Annotated in this window: 14 protein-coding genes; 5 read left to right on the plus strand and 9 right to left on the minus strand. The window is 50.3% G+C overall.

The features are described 5' to 3' along the window. Positions 1–15 precede the first annotated feature (15 nt). The 6 genes from fecE to ACF8EG_RS01485 form a co-directional block, all read right to left on the minus strand. Complete coding sequence (gene fecE, locus ACF8EG_RS01460) at positions 16–780, minus strand: Fe(3+) dicitrate ABC transporter ATP-binding protein FecE (protein WP_069505530.1); 765 nt, start codon at positions 778–780, stop codon at positions 16–18. A 2-nt stretch (positions 781–782) separates the two neighbouring features. Next, positions 783–1754 carry an iron ABC transporter permease gene (locus ACF8EG_RS01465; RefSeq protein WP_069505532.1) on the minus strand — a complete coding sequence of 324 codons (972 nt, stop codon included), beginning with the start codon at positions 1752–1754 and terminating at the stop codon, positions 783–785. After that, on the minus strand, positions 1751–2710 hold the full coding sequence (locus ACF8EG_RS01470) for a FecCD family ABC transporter permease (RefSeq protein WP_392411094.1): 960 nt from the start codon (positions 2708–2710) through the stop codon (positions 1751–1753). The genes ACF8EG_RS01465 and ACF8EG_RS01470 overlap by 4 nt, the downstream gene beginning before the upstream one ends. 74 nt (positions 2711–2784) lie before the next feature. Further along, the gene (locus ACF8EG_RS01475) at positions 2785–3708 is read right to left on the minus strand and encodes a Fe(3+) dicitrate ABC transporter substrate-binding protein FecB (protein WP_069505536.1); all 924 of its coding nucleotides are present in this window, start codon (positions 3706–3708) and stop codon (positions 2785–2787) included. Between the two features lie 100 nt (positions 3709–3808). Then, positions 3809–5947, minus strand: a complete 2139-nt coding sequence (gene pvuA, locus ACF8EG_RS01480; protein ID WP_069505537.1) for a TonB-dependent siderophore vibrioferrin receptor PvuA — start codon at positions 5945–5947, stop codon at positions 3809–3811. 121 nt (positions 5948–6068) lie between these two features. Beyond that, on the minus strand, positions 6069–8105 hold the full coding sequence (locus ACF8EG_RS01485) for a TonB-dependent siderophore receptor (RefSeq protein WP_025790542.1): 2037 nt from the start codon (positions 8103–8105) through the stop codon (positions 6069–6071). A 247-nt stretch (positions 8106–8352) separates the two neighbouring features. Here ACF8EG_RS01485 and ACF8EG_RS01490 point away from each other — a divergent pair, with 247 nt between their 5' ends. The 5 genes from ACF8EG_RS01490 to ACF8EG_RS01510 are packed head-to-tail and all read left to right on the plus strand — an operon-like array spanning position 8353 to position 15601. After that, positions 8353–9564, plus strand: coding sequence for an acetyl-CoA carboxylase biotin carboxylase subunit family protein (locus ACF8EG_RS01490; RefSeq protein ID WP_069505538.1), 1212 nt, complete (start codon positions 8353–8355; stop codon positions 9562–9564). Next, positions 9561–11393 carry an IucA/IucC family protein gene (locus ACF8EG_RS01495; protein WP_069505539.1) on the plus strand — a complete coding sequence of 611 codons (1833 nt, stop codon included), beginning with the start codon at positions 9561–9563 and terminating at the stop codon, positions 11391–11393. The genes ACF8EG_RS01490 and ACF8EG_RS01495 overlap by 4 nt, the downstream gene beginning before the upstream one ends. 6 nt (positions 11394–11399) lie before the next feature. After that, complete coding sequence (locus ACF8EG_RS01500) at positions 11400–12605, plus strand: MFS transporter (RefSeq protein WP_023584465.1); 1206 nt, start codon at positions 11400–11402, stop codon at positions 12603–12605. Next, positions 12577–14406: an IucA/IucC family siderophore biosynthesis protein gene (locus ACF8EG_RS01505; protein WP_069505540.1), complete on the plus strand. Its 1830-nt coding sequence runs from the start codon at positions 12577–12579 to the stop codon at positions 14404–14406. The genes ACF8EG_RS01500 and ACF8EG_RS01505 overlap by 29 nt, the downstream gene beginning before the upstream one ends. Next, positions 14399–15601, plus strand: coding sequence for a type III PLP-dependent enzyme (locus ACF8EG_RS01510; protein WP_069505541.1), 1203 nt, complete (start codon positions 14399–14401; stop codon positions 15599–15601). The genes ACF8EG_RS01505 and ACF8EG_RS01510 overlap by 8 nt, the downstream gene beginning before the upstream one ends. A gap of 73 nt (positions 15602–15674) precedes the next feature. Here the strand turns inward: ACF8EG_RS01510 and ACF8EG_RS01515 are convergent, their stop codons facing one another. From ACF8EG_RS01515 to ACF8EG_RS01525, 3 genes are read right to left on the minus strand one after another with little or no spacing between them, the layout of a single operon-like run. Continuing rightward, complete coding sequence (locus tag ACF8EG_RS01515; RefSeq protein WP_069505542.1) at positions 15675–16919, minus strand: ABC transporter substrate-binding protein; 1245 nt, start codon at positions 16917–16919, stop codon at positions 15675–15677. 2 nt (positions 16920–16921) lie between these two features. Next, a complete protein-coding gene (locus ACF8EG_RS01520) occupies positions 16922–18352 on the minus strand; it encodes an ATP-binding protein (protein WP_069505543.1) in 1431 nt (476 codons plus the stop codon). Then, positions 18342–19049, minus strand: coding sequence for a response regulator (locus ACF8EG_RS01525; protein ID WP_069505544.1), 708 nt, complete (start codon positions 19047–19049; stop codon positions 18342–18344). Before ACF8EG_RS01525 ends, ACF8EG_RS01520 begins: the two co-directional genes overlap by 11 nt. Positions 19050–19100: the final 51 nt, after the last annotated feature.

Below are 19100 nucleotides of genomic sequence, written 5' to 3' on the forward strand. Positions count from 1 at the left end.
TCGTAAGACGTAAACCTACACCGCCACACACATCGGCGTGCCAGATATTGGGTCGTTAAACACTCTCGCTTGTAAATCGAACACCGACGCCAACATGCCTTCTGTCAATACCTCTTGTGGCGTTCCCTGCGTGACCAACTGACCTTTTTCCAGCACCACCAAATGATCGCAGTAACGGCACGCTTGGTTTAGATCGTGCAGCACTACCACCACGGTTTTGCCTTTGTCGTTCATCTGCCTCATCAGCTTCATCAGCTCCACTTGGTGAGAGAGGTCCAAGTACGTGGTTGGCTCGTCCAGCATCACCACATCAGTATCTTGCGCCATCACCATCGCAATCCACGCCCTTTGTCTTTGGCCGCCAGACAGCGATTCAACCGGCTTGTCAGCAAACTCAATCACGCCAGTATCTTGCATTGCTTGCTCGACCAAGGCTTTGTCTTGCTGACCTAACCTGCCCCAATGAGAGAGATAAGGCGAGCGGCCATACTCGACCAGTTTTCTCACTGTAATGCCCTCTGGGCTGACAAGGATTTGCGGCAGCAATGATAGCGAGCGCGCCAAGCGTTTATCGCCGTAGCTACTTAACGGTTTGTCGTCATACAACACTTGGCCGGAAGCTGGTTTATTGATGCGTACCAAGGTTTTTAATAGTGTCGACTTACCGCAACCATTTGGGCCAACTAGCGCGGTGATTTTACCTTGAGGAATCGACAAAGAGAGATCTGGAATGATGGTCTGTTTGCCGTACGCGACGGATAAGTTCTGCGTTCGTAACATGCTTACCAACCTCGATAACGATACAAAAGAAAAATGAAATATGGCGCGCCAATAACAGACGTCAGCACACCCGCAGGCAGCTCAATCGGCGGCTGTAAGCCTCTCGCCAAGCCATCGGCGCAAATCACCAACAACGCGCCAAGGGTTGCCGCAGCAGGAATCAACAACTTGTGGTTGTGACCAAACAGCAAACGCGCAAGATGCGGCGCAAGCAGACCAACAAAACTGATCGTGCCTGCCACAGACACGCTGATGCTCGCCAATAGCACGGCAGCAATCAACGCAAGAATTTGGATCTGTCTTGGTTTCGTGCCAAGTGTAGTGGCACTCTCTTCTCCCAGCCCCATCACATCTAGCCGCCATGCGAGCAAAAACGCCAATGGCAGCAGTAGCAATAAGGCACTCCAAATAAACGGCACTTGTTGCCAGTTTCGTCCCCACAAACTGCCCGTTAGCCATACCATCGCCGTGTTGATTTCGATAGGGTGCACAATCAGAAGAAAGTCGATACCGCTGGCTAAAAATGCGCTGACAGCAACACCAATCAGCGCCAAACGCGCTGGTGTTGGCTTCGAGCAATAAGCCAGCCCAGCAATAAAGCCTGCGGCAAGCAAGCCTCCCGCCATAGCGACCATCGGCAACAGTGCCACTGGCGCATTCGGATACAACACCAAGCAAGCGGTAGCCGCCAGCCCTGCCCCTGCGCTTATCCCCATCAAATCTGGGGAGGCAAGTGGATTACGAATAACGCCTTGCACTAAGACGCCTGATAGCCCTAATCCGGCGCCCACGCCAATGGCGAGCAACATTCTCGGCAGTCGATAGTGGTGAATCACAAAGTCCGAATCAGAGAAAGAAAACAGCAATGCAAAAACCTGTTGAGCCGACAAATTCGCCGCGCCAACAAACAGCGTGAGGGACGACGCAACCAGCAACAACCCAAGCAGTGCAATCAGTTTAGTTTGATTCATCATGATGATTTCCTCATTGCAATCGCGATAAAGCAAGGTGTGCCTAACAGTGCGGTAATCACGCCTACCGGCGTTTCGGCCGGAAAGGCAATCGCACGTGACAAAGCATCTGACCACGTCACCAGTGCCGCACCACACAAAGCGGAAACCGGAATGAGAATGTGATAGTTGTGACCAACAATCGGGCGTACCAAGTGCGGCACTAGCAACCCGACAAAGCCAATTGGCCCAGCAATCGCCACGCTAGTACCCGCCAACAACACAACCGCTAAGCCACTGATTAAACGGGTAAGACGAATGTTCCCCCCCAACCCGACAGCAACTTCGTCCCCCAACGCGAGTAAATTTAAGTTTCGCGCCAATCCCATGGCGAGCACCAAACCTAACGTCGCAAAAGGCCACAGTTGCTGCCACTGCTGAGAGTCCACCGCAGAGAGTGAACCCGTTAACCAATGCAACACGCTGTAAGCCATGTCGTCCGCCAAAATTACCGATGCACGAGTTAACCCTATCAGCAGCGCACTGATGGCAATGCCCGCCAACACCAAACGCAACGGGTGAGAACGCGCAGAGAAAAAACCACCCAACAACATGACCGCACCACCACTCAGTAGCGCGCCGAATACCGCATTAATGATTGGGTTCAATTGACTAAAAAACGGCACACCTATGGAGGCCAAGGCCATAAAACACGCCGCACCAGCATTAATGCCGAGAATGGACGGCGACGCCAAAGGATTGCGAGTTAACCCTTGCATCAACACGCCGGAAACCGCAAGCGAAGCACCAATTAATAACCCCGCATAGGCGCGAGGCGCGCGCAACGTCGCAAGAATTTGATGCAGCATATTGCCCTCATCAAACGCAAACCAATAGCTTGTAAGGTCACTGAGGCTCAAGGAAAAGTTGGACCAACCAAGCATCGAGACAACATAGCCTGACAGCGTACACAACGCCATAGCACTGACAAACAAGCTCGCTTTCCAATACGGTTTGTTAACCGAAGAGGGGCTTTGTGAAATTATCGACGCACTCATGAGCGCCCCAATAACGCTTCAAGGTTGCGGGCAATTTCTTCCGCCGCCAACATGCCGCGATTTAACGACCACAATTCAGGAGAGACTTCGACCAGTTGCTGCTTTTTCGCCGCAGTTAGCAGCTTAAATAAAGGATTTTTTTGCCATTCATCCACAATATTCGGTTGAGAGTAAAGTCCAACCAGCAACCAATCAGGGTTGGTTTTTAATAAAAGTTCGAAGCTGGTTGGGATATACGCATTGTGCTCAGAGGGAGCCAGCGGGCTTTGGATGCCTAGTGTACTCAAAACGCCACCAGCGTAAGAAACCGGACTATGCAGCCACATCCCTTTGTCGGAAACCACCCCAAACTGAATGGTTTCTTGTGTCGCAAAACGCTGTTTGAACTCCGCCATGGTCTGTTTGTGCTGCTCAATGCGTTGCGTCATTTGCGCTTGCTTGCCAATCGCCGCCCCGATTTTCTGTGCAGATTCGAGGTTTTCTTGATACGTCTCACCACGGCTTTTTAGCAGCAAAGTTGGCGCAATTCGCTGCAAATCTTGATAAATCGCGCGATGACGTTCGGCATCGGCAATGATCAAATCCGGCTTGAGCACCGCGATCGCCTCTAAACTCGGTTGTGAGCGCATGCCGACCGATTGCCAAGGCTCAATCTTGTCACGAACAGCAGGGATGACTCGTGTGGCATCGTTGTCATCGGCAACGCCTACCGGTGAGACATCGACGGCCGCCAGAGCGTCCACAAACGAAAACTCCAAAACCACAATACGTTGAGGTATCGCTTCTAGCTCAAAAGTGCCTTGCTCATCTTGCACGCTGCGCGCCTGAGAAAATGCGCTAAATGACATCAAAGCTGAGCTCAACAGCATCAACAAAACGGTTGAAAAGTGTTTGATCGTAAATTGTTTTTTATTTTTCATCTTGCTTTTTCCAGTGCTAAGAGTTTTCCATTACCTAAGATCGGCAAAGTCGCCAAGGTAAATTGGCGACTTTTCTTTTCAAACTCGGTGAACGAAACGCTTAAAACTGATAGTTCAGATCCAGCGTGTAAGAGCGTCCTGGAGCTGGGTACCGACCAACTGGGCTTGTATCAATCCCACGGAAGTAATACTCCTCGTCAAACAAGTTGTTTATTGCAACATTCATGCGTAACTTGCCTTTGTCGTCTTTGTATAAATCCGTACCTAAGTTGAAGTTCCACACCATGTAAGACGGCACTTTGCCAGTTGCACCTGTTGCGTCTTCGGCACTGGTGTTGGCGTTATCGGTATACGAATCACTGAAGTAGAAGCCCGATAGTGTGGTGTCCATGCCGTAAAACGCGTAGGTCGCATCCCAACCAAGTTGATGTTTAGAGGTGTAAGGCAGCTGGTTACCTTTATTCGCACCTTCTTCTTCAAGCGTGGCATCGAGGTAGTTGTAACTTGCGCCCAAGCTCAGAACAGGTAGAACTTCCGGCACGTAACGAGCAGAAAGTTCTAAACCTTGGTGAAGTGTTTTTCCGATGTTATCGAAGGTCTGCGTTGAGCTTTGCCATTGCAGTTGGTCTTCAAAATCGATGCGATAAAGTGCAGCGTTAAAACTGGTCGCATCTTGGGTGTAACGCGCGCCAACTTCGTAGTTCCAAGCCAGTTCGCTGCCTTCTTCACCCAAGCCTCGGATGTAGGCAATTTGTGGCGCACGAAGTGATTTTTGCGCGTTCGCATACGTTACCCACTGATCGGTCACGTTGTATGCCACCGTCAAACCCGGTAGCCATTCGGTCACCTTGTTGTCTGCCGTTTGCTTTTTACCGCGATCGGTAAAAGTCATGCGAACCGATTCAACACGCAGCCCTGGCGTTACCTTCAACGTATCGTTGAACAAGCCAATCTCGTTACTGACGTAACCAGCAAACGCATCCGTATCTAAATGCCAATCACGCGGCACTTTGGTTGCGCCACCAGCGATTGGAGTCTGAGTGAGTTTGTAGTCAATGTCTTCGTTAACATAACGAGTACCCACGATCCAGTTTTGGGTAACGGATTTTCCTTCACCAAAATACATCGCCATTTTCGGCTCTATGCCGTACACGGTAAATTCACGTGGAGAGGTACGAACGTCCGTCGCAGGCAGAGCCGGATCCGCCCAATGGCCACCCGCACTGTTAAAGCCCCACTTGAAAAGACGCTCTGATTTGTGACCAAACGTGAGCACTTCTAGCTCGGCACTGTCGGCAAATGGCAAATCGTGGATGTACTTAACACTCCAGCGCGTCGACTTACCTTCATAATCATCGTAAGGACGTTTCGATTGATGACGATCTTGCTCGTAATCTTGTGGCGAAAGTGCGCCCGGCATTTGCGTTTCAGCATCGTAACGTTGCAGGAATGCTTGAATCTCTTGAGTATCACTCAGTAGCCACTGTGCTTTAGCTTGAAAGTTCTTCACGTCCGTATCGGAATGTTCACGGAAGCTTTCGCCTTTTAGAAAGTTACCTTCCAACTGCAGCGCGAATGTGTCGCTTAACCAGCCACCCGTGCGTAGGTAAAAATCATTCAGCGGCGCATCACCACCGTCAAACACGGTAAGGCGGTTGCTGATTTCAGTTTGCCAAGTGTGTGGAATCGGTTTGGTCACTAGGTTGATCACACCACCGACGTTGTTTGGGCCGTACTGCACTGCGGCACCACCGCGTACAATGTCAATACGATCAAGCATCGACAGCGTTGCTGGGAAGATAGACTGACCAGTATGACCGTAAGGCGCGAGCGTTAGCGGCACACCATCCATCAAGAACTGAGCATGACCACTGCGGCTTGCTTTCAAACCACGTACGGAAATGTTAGGCAATACGCCCGTTCCGCTTTCATCCTGAACTTTAATACCCGGCACGCGCTGTAACGCATTATCAATCGAACCCGCTGCGGTTTTCTCAATTTGATCACGGGTAATGACGGTACGAGCACCTGGGTACTCTTTGACGTCTTCAATGTCAGAGTTGCCAATCACGCTGCCAGTGACAACCACCGTTTCCATCACGGTGGTTTCGTTTTTTTCAGCAGGAGCGGCAACTGCGCTCATGGAGGTGGCAGAAGCGATAGCAATCGCGAGCACACTGTAAGTGGTAGACAAACCAGCACGTACACGCACTTTACCGTCCAAATTCTGGTAAGACATTAAGGTCTCCTTTACGAGAAATTGAGCCTCGGGCAAAACATTTCCCGTAGGCTCTCGGGGCTAAAACATCCTCAATAAGAGGCAAAAATCGGCTAACGTGCGCCAACTACGCACAACGAGCCTAGAACTGGTATCCGTAGCTAAGCATGAACTCGGCTGGTGCGCCGTAGCCAATCTGGTTTAGGCCAGACGTGCCGTTTGTTGCGCCAAGAATGTATTTCTCATCCAAAATGTTGTAAGCGTTCGCTTGGATCTTGTGACGACCAGTGGTGTACGCCGCCATCAAATCCACCGTGGTGTAATCGCCAAGTGCGACGGCTTCGTCGTTACCTGCATAACGGTCGCCCACGTATTTCACGCCGCCACCCAAACGCCAGTTGTCATCCAATTGGTAAGTGCTCCAAAGAGAGAACAAGTGGTCTGATACATCGTTCGGCTTTTTGCCTGTGGCTTTGTCTTCTGCGTCCAAGTAGCTGTAACCCACAGAGATGTCCCACTGTTTGGTGATTTGACCGCGAGCTTCTAGCTCAATGCCTTGGTGACGTACTTCAATTTTGTCGATGACATCGCCGTCTACGTTGGTTTGTGGCTGCTCTTGGTCGATCTGGAACAGTGCCGCATTCAACATTAATGCGTTATCCAGCAGGTACGCTTTCGCCCCCACTTCTTTTAGGTCTGTATGGAAGAATTCCGCCAACTTTGGATTGATGTAGATGCCTGCGTACGGCAACTGCCAAGAGCGCGCTAAACTGGCGTAAACGGAGGTGTCGTAATTGATGCGGTATACCAAACCAGTGCGGTAGCTGACTTTGTCATCGTCCAATTTTTCCTTTCCTGCGCCCGCTTTTTGTTGTTCGAGATCCATCGAGTCGTAACGCACATTACCGATCACAGAAAGGTCGCCCCATGTGTACACATCTTGTACGTACACACCCGTGGTTGTGGTGGTATTGTCACGGAATGGTTTGAAGCCCGGATCGGGTGTTGGGCCCACAACTGGGTTGTAGATATTTTGCGGAGGAAGCGTTTTGTCACTTGCCAACGTCAGGTCGATATCAATTTGGTTGAAATCCGCGCCCAACATCAATTGGTTGTCGTTGGTTTCCCAAATCAGCTCAGATTGCAAAGTGGTTGTAGTACGAGGATCGTAACCAAAATTGTTCACGGTTTGAGACACTTCATTGCCCGTCACTTTGCCCTGACGCGTGCCTTTTTGCTCAAGTTCGATATGGTTGAACGCCGCTCGGTTGTTCCATACCCATTGATCGTTCAAACGCCATTCGTAGTCCACTGCAACGCGAAGACTGTCCGACTCCTGATAATCGTTCGTGCCACCAAAGTAAGTACTCACTGGCAAATCAACTGGCTTGCCATTTTTTGATGGCACACCACGATATGGCACTAATTCTTGATGGGCGTATTCCACGTCAATATCAATGGTGTGACCGTCCGCTGGCAACACGCGAATGGTCGGCGCGATGAAGAAATCGTTCGAATCAACATGATCGACGTAAGAATCGGCCTGACGGTATTCCAAGTTAATACGTCCGTTGACCTTGTCAGAAAATGCCATTGAGCTGTCGACTTGACCAACATATTGGCTGTTGCTGCCCACACTGCCTTTTACGTGGGTGAAGTTATCGCCGTTTGCGCGCTTCGTCACCAAGTTGATGATGCCACCTGCCGAGCCACGGCCATACAGCGCGCCTGCCGGGCCTTTCACAATTTCAACGCGCTCAACGTTCGCCAAACTGCGGTAAGACTGCAGCGTACCGTCGTCTCGCATGCCGTCACGGTACATATCATTGAGTGAATCAAAACCACGGATCATGAACTGATCGCGGCTGCCTTCACCCAAGGTATTATTGACCCCAGCCACCCCATCTAACGCATCCACTAAGCGCACCGCGCCGCGATCTTGCATTTCTGTTTTGGTCACCACCGAGACCGCTTGCGGCACATCAAGCCACTCGACGTCCGTTTTGGTGCCCGATTGAGGCATGTGTTCAGCGTAGCCTTCGTACTGGTGTCCGTAGACTTGAATGGTTTCGGTTGCTGATGGGGTTGAGTTTGTCTCTTCTGAAGCCACTGCGCTTGGTACCACTAGTGAAGAACCAATCGCGACCGCCAAAGGGGTCAGGGTCAATAATTTATTCATTCCATAATTCCGTTTAGTTGTTATAAAGCCAACAGATAGAAATAAGAACAAATATTATTTACATTTGCAATATTAATTTTATGCTCTATATTTATTTACCCTAAAAACACAAGCAACAACAAAAAATCAAACACAATAACAATAAAGACCAAACCTTCTGCCCCGTAGCCTCGCGAGAGGCACATTGGAAGCCGACTGTGAGCAGACAGTATCAACGTTAGGAAATGTTAGAAAATTAGGAAAGCTCATGAAATCTAAGATAATTATCGTAAGTCATGTCGTTAATGATGCAGTCACTCACGGCTTCGTGCCTGCAGCTAAAGCGATGGACCTCCACGTCGTTCTTATCACCGATCACAAGCTCAGCCATTTAGAGCTGGCAAGTCGTGATAGTCACTTTAATCCGGATGCCATTCTAGAGTGCGATGTCTTCAATCCCTTGGAGATCATCGAAACCATCACTGAGAATGAGTTAAAACCTGACGCTATTTTCAGCAATAGTGATCACTTACAAACTTCCACCGCCATCTGCGCACAATTTTTTGGTCTACCGGCCAAAGATTGGTCTGTCACGTTAAAGGCCAAAAACAAACACTTAACTCGACAAGTATTGAATGAAAAAGCCCTACCCAACACACAAAGCTGTTTGCTGCACCGCCATTCGAATGTGGCATTAGGCATGGCCTTCCCTGTCGTAGCAAAACCCAAAGAAGGCGTGGCGAGTTTAGATGTGCAGCGCTGTGACACCCAAAGCGAGCTCGATGCTTACTGCGATGCGTTTTGGCAAAAACACCCAAACGCCGCCATTCTGGTGGAGCAATTCCTTCAAGGGCCTTTGGTTACGCTAGAAACTTTAGGAGATGGTGAGCGCCTTATCGCCGTCGGCGGTTTTGATGTGTCGCTCTCTGAGCCGCCTTACTTTATCGAAACGGCCGCAGACTGGAACGGGCCAAACGGCATTGCTCACCGAGAAGCTTGCTTGGCTCAACTGAAAGCGTTCGGCGTTGGTTTTGGAGTTTGCCACAGCGAATTTATCATCACGGAAAACGGCCCAGTTCTGGTGGAAATTAACTACCGCAGCATTGGGGATGGTCGCGAATTCTTGCTCAACAATCTCGCTCACTTCGGTTGGTTTAGCACAATTTTGGGTCTGCATTTGGGCCGAAGATTGGATGGCGATTACCAAATTCATGGCTCAGCACACGTGCACTATGTGGTTGCGGAGCACAGTGGTGTGATTGATGGAGATTCGACATCCTTCATCCAACACGATGACGATGTCATCACCCAGCAACAGGTACTAAAAACCGCAGGAGAACTCTTCCAACAGAGTTATTCCAACAAGGATTATCTCGCCCGAATTTCGATTGTCTCGCCATCGGGGCGAAACCTCGACCAAGCGCTGCAGAACGCGCTTAGCAATTTCAATCTAGCTCCGACTCGCGAGGTGGCAGCATGAATCACAACGCTTTATATCTCACCCAACGATTGATCGATACTTGCTTGCGCGAAGACATGTTTGGCATTTTATCGAACGCCAAGTTCAGTAACGCCGCACCAAAAGGGGTAATTGTTCCTCAACGCGAGCAAGTCTGGCTAACCTTTGATAATCCGGATTTCACGCTCTATTTACCTGTTGTGCCAACGTATTACATGCAGCATTGGTGTTACGGCCAAGCCAATGGCGAAGCGCCGCTAGGTTGGTGGGTGGAGAGGAATGGCCAAGTCGAGCATCAGCAGCATTATCAAGAGTGGATTGCGCTACTAACGACACTGGCGCATGAGAGCTCTCACGAATTATTAGCGGGATATCTTCAAGAACTGGAATGCGCAGAGAAACACAAAGCACTGTGTGACCAAGCGTTTCGTCACCACGCCGACCACATTTCTCAACCAATATCCGAGCTTGGTTCTTGGCATAAAAAGCTACTGCTTGCCGACCAGATTGCTTCTTACCTCGACCACCCGTACTATCCAACTGCGCGGGCGAAGTTTGGTCTGAGCGATGAAGACCTTGCTAAGTACGCGCCCGAGTTCGCACAACGCTTTGCTCTGCATTGGATTGCGATTGAAAAATCACTGGTGACATTAACCAGCGAACAACCTGATTGCTGGCCGACGATGGAGCAAGTGGGGCTTCCTGCTGATTTTGCACTGAGCCACGTACTGTTCCCTGCGCATCCGCTCACTCTTCGCTCTTTAGAAGCCTTACCCGAAGGCATGATAGAAGCGCCGTTTACGTACCTAGACGTGACGCCAACGCTTTCCGTTCGTACTGTGGTAGTCAACGACGCGCCGCATATTCACATCAAAGTTCCGCTGATCATGCGCTCGCTAGGCACGAAAAATATTCGCTTAATCAAGCCTTCAACACTGTATGACGGCCACTGGTTTGAACGCCTACTCAGCCACCTTGAACAAACGGACGCCGACTTAAACAGTCGCTTGTTCCATTGCAACGAAAAACACGGTGGACACGTCGGTGAGGATAAAACCTTCGCGTACATCGTACGTGAGTACCCACTTACCCATTGCGAAGACAAAGCGTTAGTTCCGGTTGCCGCACTGGCAAGCCCAATGCCTGACGGTCGCTTGTTTTTAGAACATTTGGCGGAGCAGTACTATCAACAAGATACGCTGGCGTGGTTCAAAGATTACGTCGACCTATTATGCCAAGTGCACCTCACCTTGTGGCTTCGTTATGGCATCGCATTGGAGTCCAACCAGCAAAACGCCATCGTTGCATTTGATCAACAGGGCAAAATGACGCTCGCGATGAAAGACAACGACGCGGCGCGAATTTGGCCAGAGCGCTTCCACTTTGCAACAGAGCATGCTGCCCAAAAACACGGCGCAGGAACAAATCCCGTGGATTGTGATGAACTGCTCGACCAACGCATCAAAGTCGACAATGAATTGGCGCTCGGTCAGATGTTTACCACCATCACATTACAACTGGATATTGCAGCGATTGTAGAAGCCATGGCTGCGAAGGGCATTGCCTCTTCAGCATTGCTTTACGCCATCGTGGCCAAAAGCATTGCAGAACAACTCAACCGATTAGAAGGCGAAGGGTTAGAGACAAAACTGGCACGCGAGTTACTGCAAGAAGCACCTGATTTGTACGCCAAGTACTTGTTGAGCTCTGGCAGTTTGCTATCGAAAGAAGCCTCTGGCGCGAGCGACATCAATAAGTTCTATGGTTTGTCGGCTCCGAACTTCTTGCTGCTTTCTAGCGAAGAAGCGCAACGCGCCTATATAGAAGCCATCAAAAAAAGCGTACGTTAAACGATTATGACCAAACTCATCTACAGTGTGTTGTTGTGCCACTTTATCGCTGCGTTTGCAGCGTTAGGTATGCCGCTATTTCTACCCGTCGTATTGCCAACGTTAGGCGCAAGCATTGATGCGGACTGGGCAGGGGTATTGTTTATCCTACCCACGTTTTGTACTGCGTTGGCGGCGCGATTTTGGGGCAACTTTGCCGATCGCTACGGCCGCCGCCGCTCACTCTTGCGTGCACAACTTGGCCTTGCAGCAGGGTTTGCGCTGTGCGGCTTGGCAGACAACCTCGCTATGTTTGTGTTTGGTCTTATTGTTCAAGGAACCTTTGGCGGCACCATGGCCGCCTCGAACAGCTACTTATCTAGTCAAATTAAAGAAGCCAAAACACTCGGCAAGTCACTCAATAAAACCCAACTATCTGCTCGCTTGGCGCTGATCGTTGCGCCCATTGGGCTCGGCTGGAGCTTGTCCGAAACCAACCCGCTCAACGCGTACCTGTGGTTATGCGTTTTGCCTTTAATTGCGATGGGCATCACGCTAACACTGCCAGCGGATAAACCCGCCGAACAAAACCTCGAAAAGCCAAACTCAGAATCTCAGCAAGAACAACCTGTTGCAAAGAAAAACGCAATGCATGCCATTCGTTGGATCTTCTTTGCTCAGTTCGGGTTTGCGTTTTCTATGGTGGTGACCTTTCCTTATTTCTCGCCGTTTGTGCAGCAATATGGCATCACTAACCACGCATGGATCGGTTTTTTGTACGCACTGCCGCATGGCGTCTATCTGTTGCTGGCAGGCAAAATCCACGTGTTGTCAGATGGGCTGAATCGCCATCAACCGCTGCGCACGTTGTGGCTCGGGTTTGCATTGCTGGCCGTGAGCTCTGCTTTGCATTTGATTGCGTCCGAAACCGCACTCATTGCTGCGAGAATTATCTTCGGCATCGCGATGGTGTGTTGCTATCACGGATTGCATCAGCATCTTGCGAGCAATCTGGATCGCAAACTCAGTGGCAAAGTATTTTCTCGCTTTGATGCCATGTCCAAATGGGGTGGCGTGGCGGCGGGATTTTGCGCTTCTTTCATTTCTAGCTTGGGGCTACTTGAGGTTCCTTTCCTACTTTCTGCGATAGTCAGCGTAATCACCTTGATCGCGCTGGTTCTCCACTCAAAATTTGGAAATCAACATGTTACAAACTCAATCCTCTCAGACTAGCGAGTTGCGCGCGCATGATGTGCAGCTCAATCGTGAGAAAGCCCAACTCAACACGATAATGGGTGTTCTTAATTGTTACTTACGGGAATTTGCGTTACCGAATCAACAAGTGGAATGGCACTACCAATCGACATCGCTACCCCAAACGTTAAAACGCAACTATTCCGCCAAGCAGCGGGTAGCCGTTCATCTTTCTCAACAAAATGGCGTGCTGGTTTTGCCGATTCACTACGCGAGCAAACTGGGCAAAATCAAATTGGCAGAACTGCCTTGGGCGAAAATGCCGGGCTCTGGTTGGGCGAAATTGGATGCCACGCAAACTCTTACGCTTTTGCTTAACTATCTCAAGCAGGTGTTGGCGATCCCATTTAACCATGAGCTGATCGAACAACTGGAAAATAGCGTGCTGGTTACCGAGCAGTTTCTCAACGTCGCGCCCAAATCGCATCACAACGAGTTTATCGCTTCAGAACAATCTCTGATTTGGGGGCATACTTTCCATCCGACCCCAAAAAGTCGTTCGGGCGTCACCATGGATGATCTCTTAGCGTTTTCTCCAGAAGTCGGCGCGCAAGTCCCGCTGTACTGGTTTGAAGTGGATACGTCGTTACTTGATGTGCTGAGTTCCGACGGAGAAGCTAACCCTGCGCAGCGCATGCTACAACAGCTCGCGCCACAACACACCACCAGCTATGGGAAGACACTCTACCCTTGCCATCCTTGGGAAAGCTACACCATTTTGAGCAACCCAAGCGTGAAGCGTGCCATTGAACAAGGCAAGATCACGCCACTAGGTTTAGGTGGTGAAGAGATGCAGCCGACCTCTTCAGTTCGTACCCTCTACCACCCAGACATGGACTGGTTTGCGAAATTCTCCATCAACGTACGATTAACTAATTGCGTGCGCAAAAACGCGTGGTACGAACTCGACAGCGCCGTGCAACTCACGTCGATTCTCAAACCAATTCGAGAAAACGAACAACTGCACAACCCCGTATTTAAAGTGATGACAGAGCCTTACGCCACCACATTGAATCTTGAAAGTGTCGCTGAGCGTAAGTGGGACGACAACACCAAAGCGCGCGAATCGTTTGGGATTTTGTATCGCGAAAATTTCTCGCTGAGCGAAGTCGACATCTTAAAACCCACCCTCGCAGGCGCTCTGTTTGCTTACGACAAAAACGGCAACAGTTGCATTGCTCAACGCCTTAAACACAAAGCGCGTACAACGCAAAATCGCTATTCCGACATCGCGACATTGTGGTTTGAACGCTATTTGCATTGCCTAATTCCGGGTGTGTTTAACTACTACTTCAAACACGGGGTGGCGTTTGAGCCGCATTTGCAAAACTCCTTGATTGGCTTTGAGCAAGAGATGCCGTGTTGTGTTTGGATTCGTGATTTGGAAGGCACTAAATTACTGCCAGAGTTCTGGCCAGCAGAAACATTAACTGACTTGTCTGAACGCGCGCGACAATCGGTTTACTATAGTCGCGAACAAGGCTGGAATCGCATCGGATACTGCACCTTTATCAACAACATCAGCGAAGCGATTTTCTTCATCGCAGAAGGTGATGAGCCACTAGAGCAAACGCTGTGGAATGCGGTGCAAAGTGCCATTGTGCGTTGGCAATCAGTGAATGGAAAACAGCCGGAACTAGAAGCGTTACTGAATGGCGGTCACTTCCCAAGCAAAAATAATTTCACCACGCGTTTGATGCAAAAAGCCGATAAGGAGTCGGGCTATACCCAAGTCGCCGCGCCTTGGCAGCAACACGAAAAAGGAGCGCAACATGTCTAATTCCCTCTCCCTACCGACACGCGTTAGCCAGCAAGTTCACACGCTCGCACAGCAGCAAAATCAACCCTTGTGCGCGTACTTGTATGACCTAAAAGCCTTAGAAGAACACATCAAACAACTGCGTCACGTTTTGCCGAAAAATGTCGAGCTATTTTACGCAGCCAAAGCCAATCCGTCGGGCCCGATTCTCAACACGCTCGCGCCGTATGTCGATGGTTTTGAAGCGGCATCTGGCGGGGAGTTGACACACCTCCACCAGCAACAACTCGATAAGCCATTGATCTTCGGTGGCCCAGGAAAAATGCCAAGTGAATTGCAACAAGCGATTGAGCTGGATGTTGATGCAATTCATGTCGAAAGCCTCACCGAGCTGCAACGCATTGGAGCACTAACCGAGCGCCTCAACCGCCCTGCTTCGATCTTTTTGCGTATGAACATTGATATTGGCGACATCACGCTCAGCAAGTTGGCGATGGGCGGCAAGCCGACTCCTTTTGGTTTGGACGAGTCCGAACTGAGTAATGCTTTGATGTTGCTGCGCGATTTCCCGCAAGTGTCACTGAAAGGTTTCCATTTTCACTTGATGTCGCATCAGCTCGATGTTGAACGTCACTTAGCGTTAATGCAGCGCTATTTCCAAGTCGTGAAGGCGTGGCAACAAGAGTTTGAACTCGGTGAGCTGATGATCAACTTGGGTGGAGGCATGGGGATTAACTACCAAAACCCTGAGCAACACTTTCCGTGGATGGAGTTTTGCGACAAGTTGGAATTCCTCATCGCCAAAGAGCAAGTGCAAGACTGGACACTGCGTTTTGAATGCGGACGTTTCATCACGGCAGCATGTGGTTATTACGTGATGGAAGTGCTGGATATTAAGCAAAATCTTGGCGAAAACTTTGTCATCGCACGCGGGGGGACCCACCATTTCCGCACGCCAGCAGCGCAGAGCCATGATCATCCATTCGTCATCCTGAAAAGCGAGCAACACCATGAGATTTCTCATCCAATTCAGCATGCACAAGCAACTTTTGTCGGCCAGCTTTGTACGCCCAAAGATGTGCTGGCACGCAACCAACACGTCGCCCACGTCGATATTGGTGATTATGTTGTGTTTACCTTAGCGGGCGCCTATGCGTGGAACATCTCCCATCAAAACTTCTTGATGCATGAACCGCCGATCTTCCACTATTTCTAAACGGCATACTTCGCTTTACTCAAGCCCCAATCATTGGGGCTTTTTTATTCCACTCGGCACAGATTCATTACCATTAACCGCTTTGCGAAATAGCAATAATGCGTTTTATCAGCTCGTCGGGTTCCATTTTGGGATTGCGGTAAAAACGGAAGATTTCCGAGTTTATCGCTTGCTGAGCAACCGGATTGACCGCCATCGAATCAATCATACTCGGCACAGCGAGGTTGTGTTTAACGCCGTAGTGAAAGTCTTGATATGACTGGACCTGACACGGATTAAAATCGCTGATGTCGATATCGGTGCGTACCGGAATCGAGCCTTTTACCTTATTGAACTTGGCTTGAAACTCGACGTCTGCCAGCGCGCTTGCGGTTTGCTGAGCAGCCTCGGAAGAAAACGACTTGCTCGACATAAACACCAAGCTGTCCATGTTGTAGAGGAATACACCATCGCTGTCAGGCGTTGGGTAACAGCCGACCTCTTGCGGAACTGAGACTTGATTGGCGAGCAGCTCACCCAAAATCCAATCACCGCCGATTTGAAACAGCGCTTGGCCGTCGGCTAGTGCTTGGGTCGCCGTATCCCACTTGCTGTCGGGTAATTGGTTGTCGATCAACAAGCTCAGGCGGCGAAATTGCGTCAGCGCTTGACGCAGAGTGTCGCTGTCGATGCTGTCTCGCTCAAGTTTAACCATCGCATTGGTGTAGAACTCAACACCACCAGTGGAAATCACTAAATTCTCGAACAGTTGTGCGACTTGCCATGGTTGCTCACCGACCGCGATCGGCACGATGTCATTTTGCTTGGCGAGCTCCATCGCAGCGAACATCTCTTGCCAGTTTTTCGGTGCAGATAAGTTCAGTTGTTTAAGCAGTTTGTGGTTGACCCACAGCCAGTTCAAACGGTGCAGCGTCAACGGCAGGGCAATATAACCGTTTTGTGTTTTGTTGATTTCGATAGACAGCGGATAGAGCACCTCGTCCCAGCGCTGCCCATCGGCAATCGCGTTGACGTTGTGCAAAATACCGATGGCATCCCACGCCTTAATACTTGGTCCCTCGATTTGCGCGAAGCTGGGAGGATTGCCCGCCAGTGCGCGAGCTTGCAGTACCGTCATGGAGCTGTCGCCACCGCCGCCGAGCACCGGGCTTTGCAGTAGCTCAATATCGTGTTGTTTTAGCTGCTCTTTAAGTGTTTGCAGTGCTTGTCGCTCGCCGTCAGAAGTCCACCAATGTAAAAACTCTACCCCTTGTGGCGGCTCAGCGTGAGCGATGCAAGGAGCAAGCAGTAGTGGGAACAAGAATGCCAGTTTGTTCATAGTCAGTCTCTCGGGAAAGTCAGTGTGGCGCAGAGGCCGCCAAACTGAGAATGGCCAAGCGACAAACTGCCGCCGTGAGCCTTTGCAATGCTCTGTGAAATGGTTAAACCCAACCCACTGCCTTCTTTATCGTTGCTAGCGCGAAAGTAAGGTTGGCAGAGCTTTTCTAATAACAGGTCGTCAACGCCATTGCCGTGGTCTTCAATCTGAATCTGGATCGATTCCGAGTTTTCACTCAGAGTAATGTCTGCCTGATGGCCATATTTGAGTGCGTTATCGAGCAGATTCTGAATGCAGCGCTTAATCGCCAATGGTTTACCGGCAAAATGGGTGCGGATTTCACCGTGGATACGAATAGTGTCCGGCGCATCGGCGATGTTGGAGGAGATGTGCTGGATCAGTTGAGTAAAGTTGATCGATTCGATTTCCTCGTGGATATCGGTCTCTTTAATGCATTGCAATGCACCTTTGACCATCAAATCTAGGTCGTTACTCAGTCGAGTAAAACGCTCTCGGTCGATGTCGTTGTCCAACATTTCCGCTCGCAGTTTCAAACAGGCAATCGGAGTTTTAAGGTCATGCGAAATCGCGCTGAATAGCATCTCGCGGTCTTTAATGTGGCTGTCGATGCGCCTATTCATTTTGTTAAACGCGCGTACCGCTGCTTTCAGTTCGTTACTGCCTCGCTCAGACACTTCGGGTACGTCTAAGCGGCTCGACATCAGCGTCGCGGCTTTCGCTAGTTCGCGAACTGGCTGAATTTCTTTTCGGACGATAAACCAAGTACACAGCAACAGTAGCAGCGCGGACAATAATAGCGTCAGCCATTGGCGCAGCTCAAAATAGTTGGTTTCTAGGTTGATGTAAGGCGCGGGCAGGACTGCTGCGAGATAGAACCACTCGTTTTGTGCCACTTCGACCTGCATCACCAGAATAGGTGGATTGAGGTCGCCAAACGATAGTGAGTAATGTGCCCACAGTAGCGGCAATTCGTCGATAGGTAGCTCGTTGTTGAATACCTTGAGTTTGTCGCGCTGGGTGAACTCTACCTCGATGTTAGGAATGCCGCTCAGCTCGCTTTCCAATACCTCGCGAACTTGGTTGATGACTAGGGTTTTGCGTTCGCTTTCCGGTAGCGGGTCGACATCAATCTGGTGATTGTTGAGTGAGACGAAAAAGCGTGTGCCGCCCATGTTGCGTAGTTGATTGAGCACCAAGTGGCGATATTCAGAAGGCAGGGTTTGAAAGAAGGCGATGGTGGAAGAGGCGCTTAGCGCGAGGCTTTTGACCGTGGTGCTGAGGCCTTCTTTGTCTCGCTCGCTGGCGTGTTGATACCAGATAATCCCCGACAAAACCTGCGCCAGAATGATCACCAACAGTAAGAAAAGGCTGGTGCGAACCACCAGTGACCCCGTCCAACGTTTAATTCTCATAATGCACGTCCGTGGTCAGCATGTAGCCTTTGTTGCGTACGGTGAGGATCAGTGAGCGGTCTTTATCTTCAAGGTGATGACGCAAGCGGCTTATTTGCACGTCAATGCCGCGTTCAAACGGGTCGGCATCGCGTCCCCAGATCTCGCGCGCAATGTCATCGCGAGACAATATTGATTGCGCGTGGTTGACGAACAAGCCGAGCAGTGACAAGTCAGCACCACTGAGTTGTTTGACCTCACGGCTGGCTGTGTGGGTCAACTGGCGGGTTACGGTATCTAACAACCAATCGTCAAAACGCACTTTACGCGTCAGTTTGCTATTGGCGGTCGTTTGGCTGCGTCTCAGAATCGTTTTGATGCGCGCGAGCAGTTCTCGCGGGCTGAATGATTTGGTGATGTAGTCGTCAGCGCCCATTTCTAGCCCTGCGACTCGGTCGGCTTCTTCAGTGACGGCGGTCAGCATGATGATCGGGATATCGGAGTTTTTGCGCAGTTTCTGGCACAGGGTAAAGCCGTCTTCACCGGGCATCATAATATCGAGGATGATCAAATCAGGATGGTGATCGTTGAGCAGTTGCCACATCACGCCGCCGTTTTCCGCGCAAAGCACTTCAAACCCTGCGCGGCCAAGGTAATCTGACAACGCTTCGCGAAGGTCGAGGTTGTCATCGACGACCAGTATCTGCTTGTTTTCCATCCTACTTTCCCTGTGTCCGTCCCTGTGCCTGCCCCTGAGTTTGGCGCTGGC

It is taken from the genome of Vibrio sp. YQ_11 (assembly GCF_043103065.1).
GTDB lineage: Bacteria > Pseudomonadota > Gammaproteobacteria > Enterobacterales > Vibrionaceae > Vibrio > Vibrio parahaemolyticus.

Coding starts and splice junctions, on each gene's coding strand:
- fecE (WP_069505530.1), bottom strand. CDS start 780: ATGTTACGAACGCAGAACTTATCCGTCGCGTACGGCAAACAGACCATC.
- ACF8EG_RS01465 (WP_069505532.1), bottom strand. CDS start 1,754: ATGATGAATCAAACTAAACTGATTGCACTGCTTGGGTTGTTGCTGGTT.
- ACF8EG_RS01470 (WP_392411094.1), bottom strand. CDS start 2,710: ATGGCGTTGTGTACGCTGTCAGGCTATGTTGTCTCGATGCTTGGTTGG.
- ACF8EG_RS01475 (WP_069505536.1), bottom strand. CDS start 3,708: ATGAAAAATAAAAAACAATTTACGATCAAACACTTTTCAACCGTTTTG.
- pvuA (WP_069505537.1), bottom strand. CDS start 5,947: ATGTCTTACCAGAATTTGGACGGTAAAGTGCGTGTACGTGCTGGTTTG.
- ACF8EG_RS01485 (WP_025790542.1), bottom strand. CDS start 8,105: ATGAATAAATTATTGACCCTGACCCCTTTGGCGGTCGCGATTGGTTCT.
- ACF8EG_RS01490 (WP_069505538.1), top strand. CDS start 8,353: ATGAAATCTAAGATAATTATCGTAAGTCATGTCGTTAATGATGCAGTC.
- ACF8EG_RS01495 (WP_069505539.1), top strand. CDS start 9,561: ATGAATCACAACGCTTTATATCTCACCCAACGATTGATCGATACTTGC.
- ACF8EG_RS01500 (WP_023584465.1), top strand. CDS start 11,400: ATGACCAAACTCATCTACAGTGTGTTGTTGTGCCACTTTATCGCTGCG.
- ACF8EG_RS01505 (WP_069505540.1), top strand. CDS start 12,577: ATGTTACAAACTCAATCCTCTCAGACTAGCGAGTTGCGCGCGCATGAT.
- ACF8EG_RS01510 (WP_069505541.1), top strand. CDS start 14,399: ATGTCTAATTCCCTCTCCCTACCGACACGCGTTAGCCAGCAAGTTCAC.
- ACF8EG_RS01515 (WP_069505542.1), bottom strand. CDS start 16,919: ATGAACAAACTGGCATTCTTGTTCCCACTACTGCTTGCTCCTTGCATC.
- ACF8EG_RS01520 (WP_069505543.1), bottom strand. CDS start 18,352: ATGAGAATTAAACGTTGGACGGGGTCACTGGTGGTTCGCACCAGCCTT.
- ACF8EG_RS01525 (WP_069505544.1), bottom strand. CDS start 19,049: ATGGAAAACAAGCAGATACTGGTCGTCGATGACAACCTCGACCTTCGC.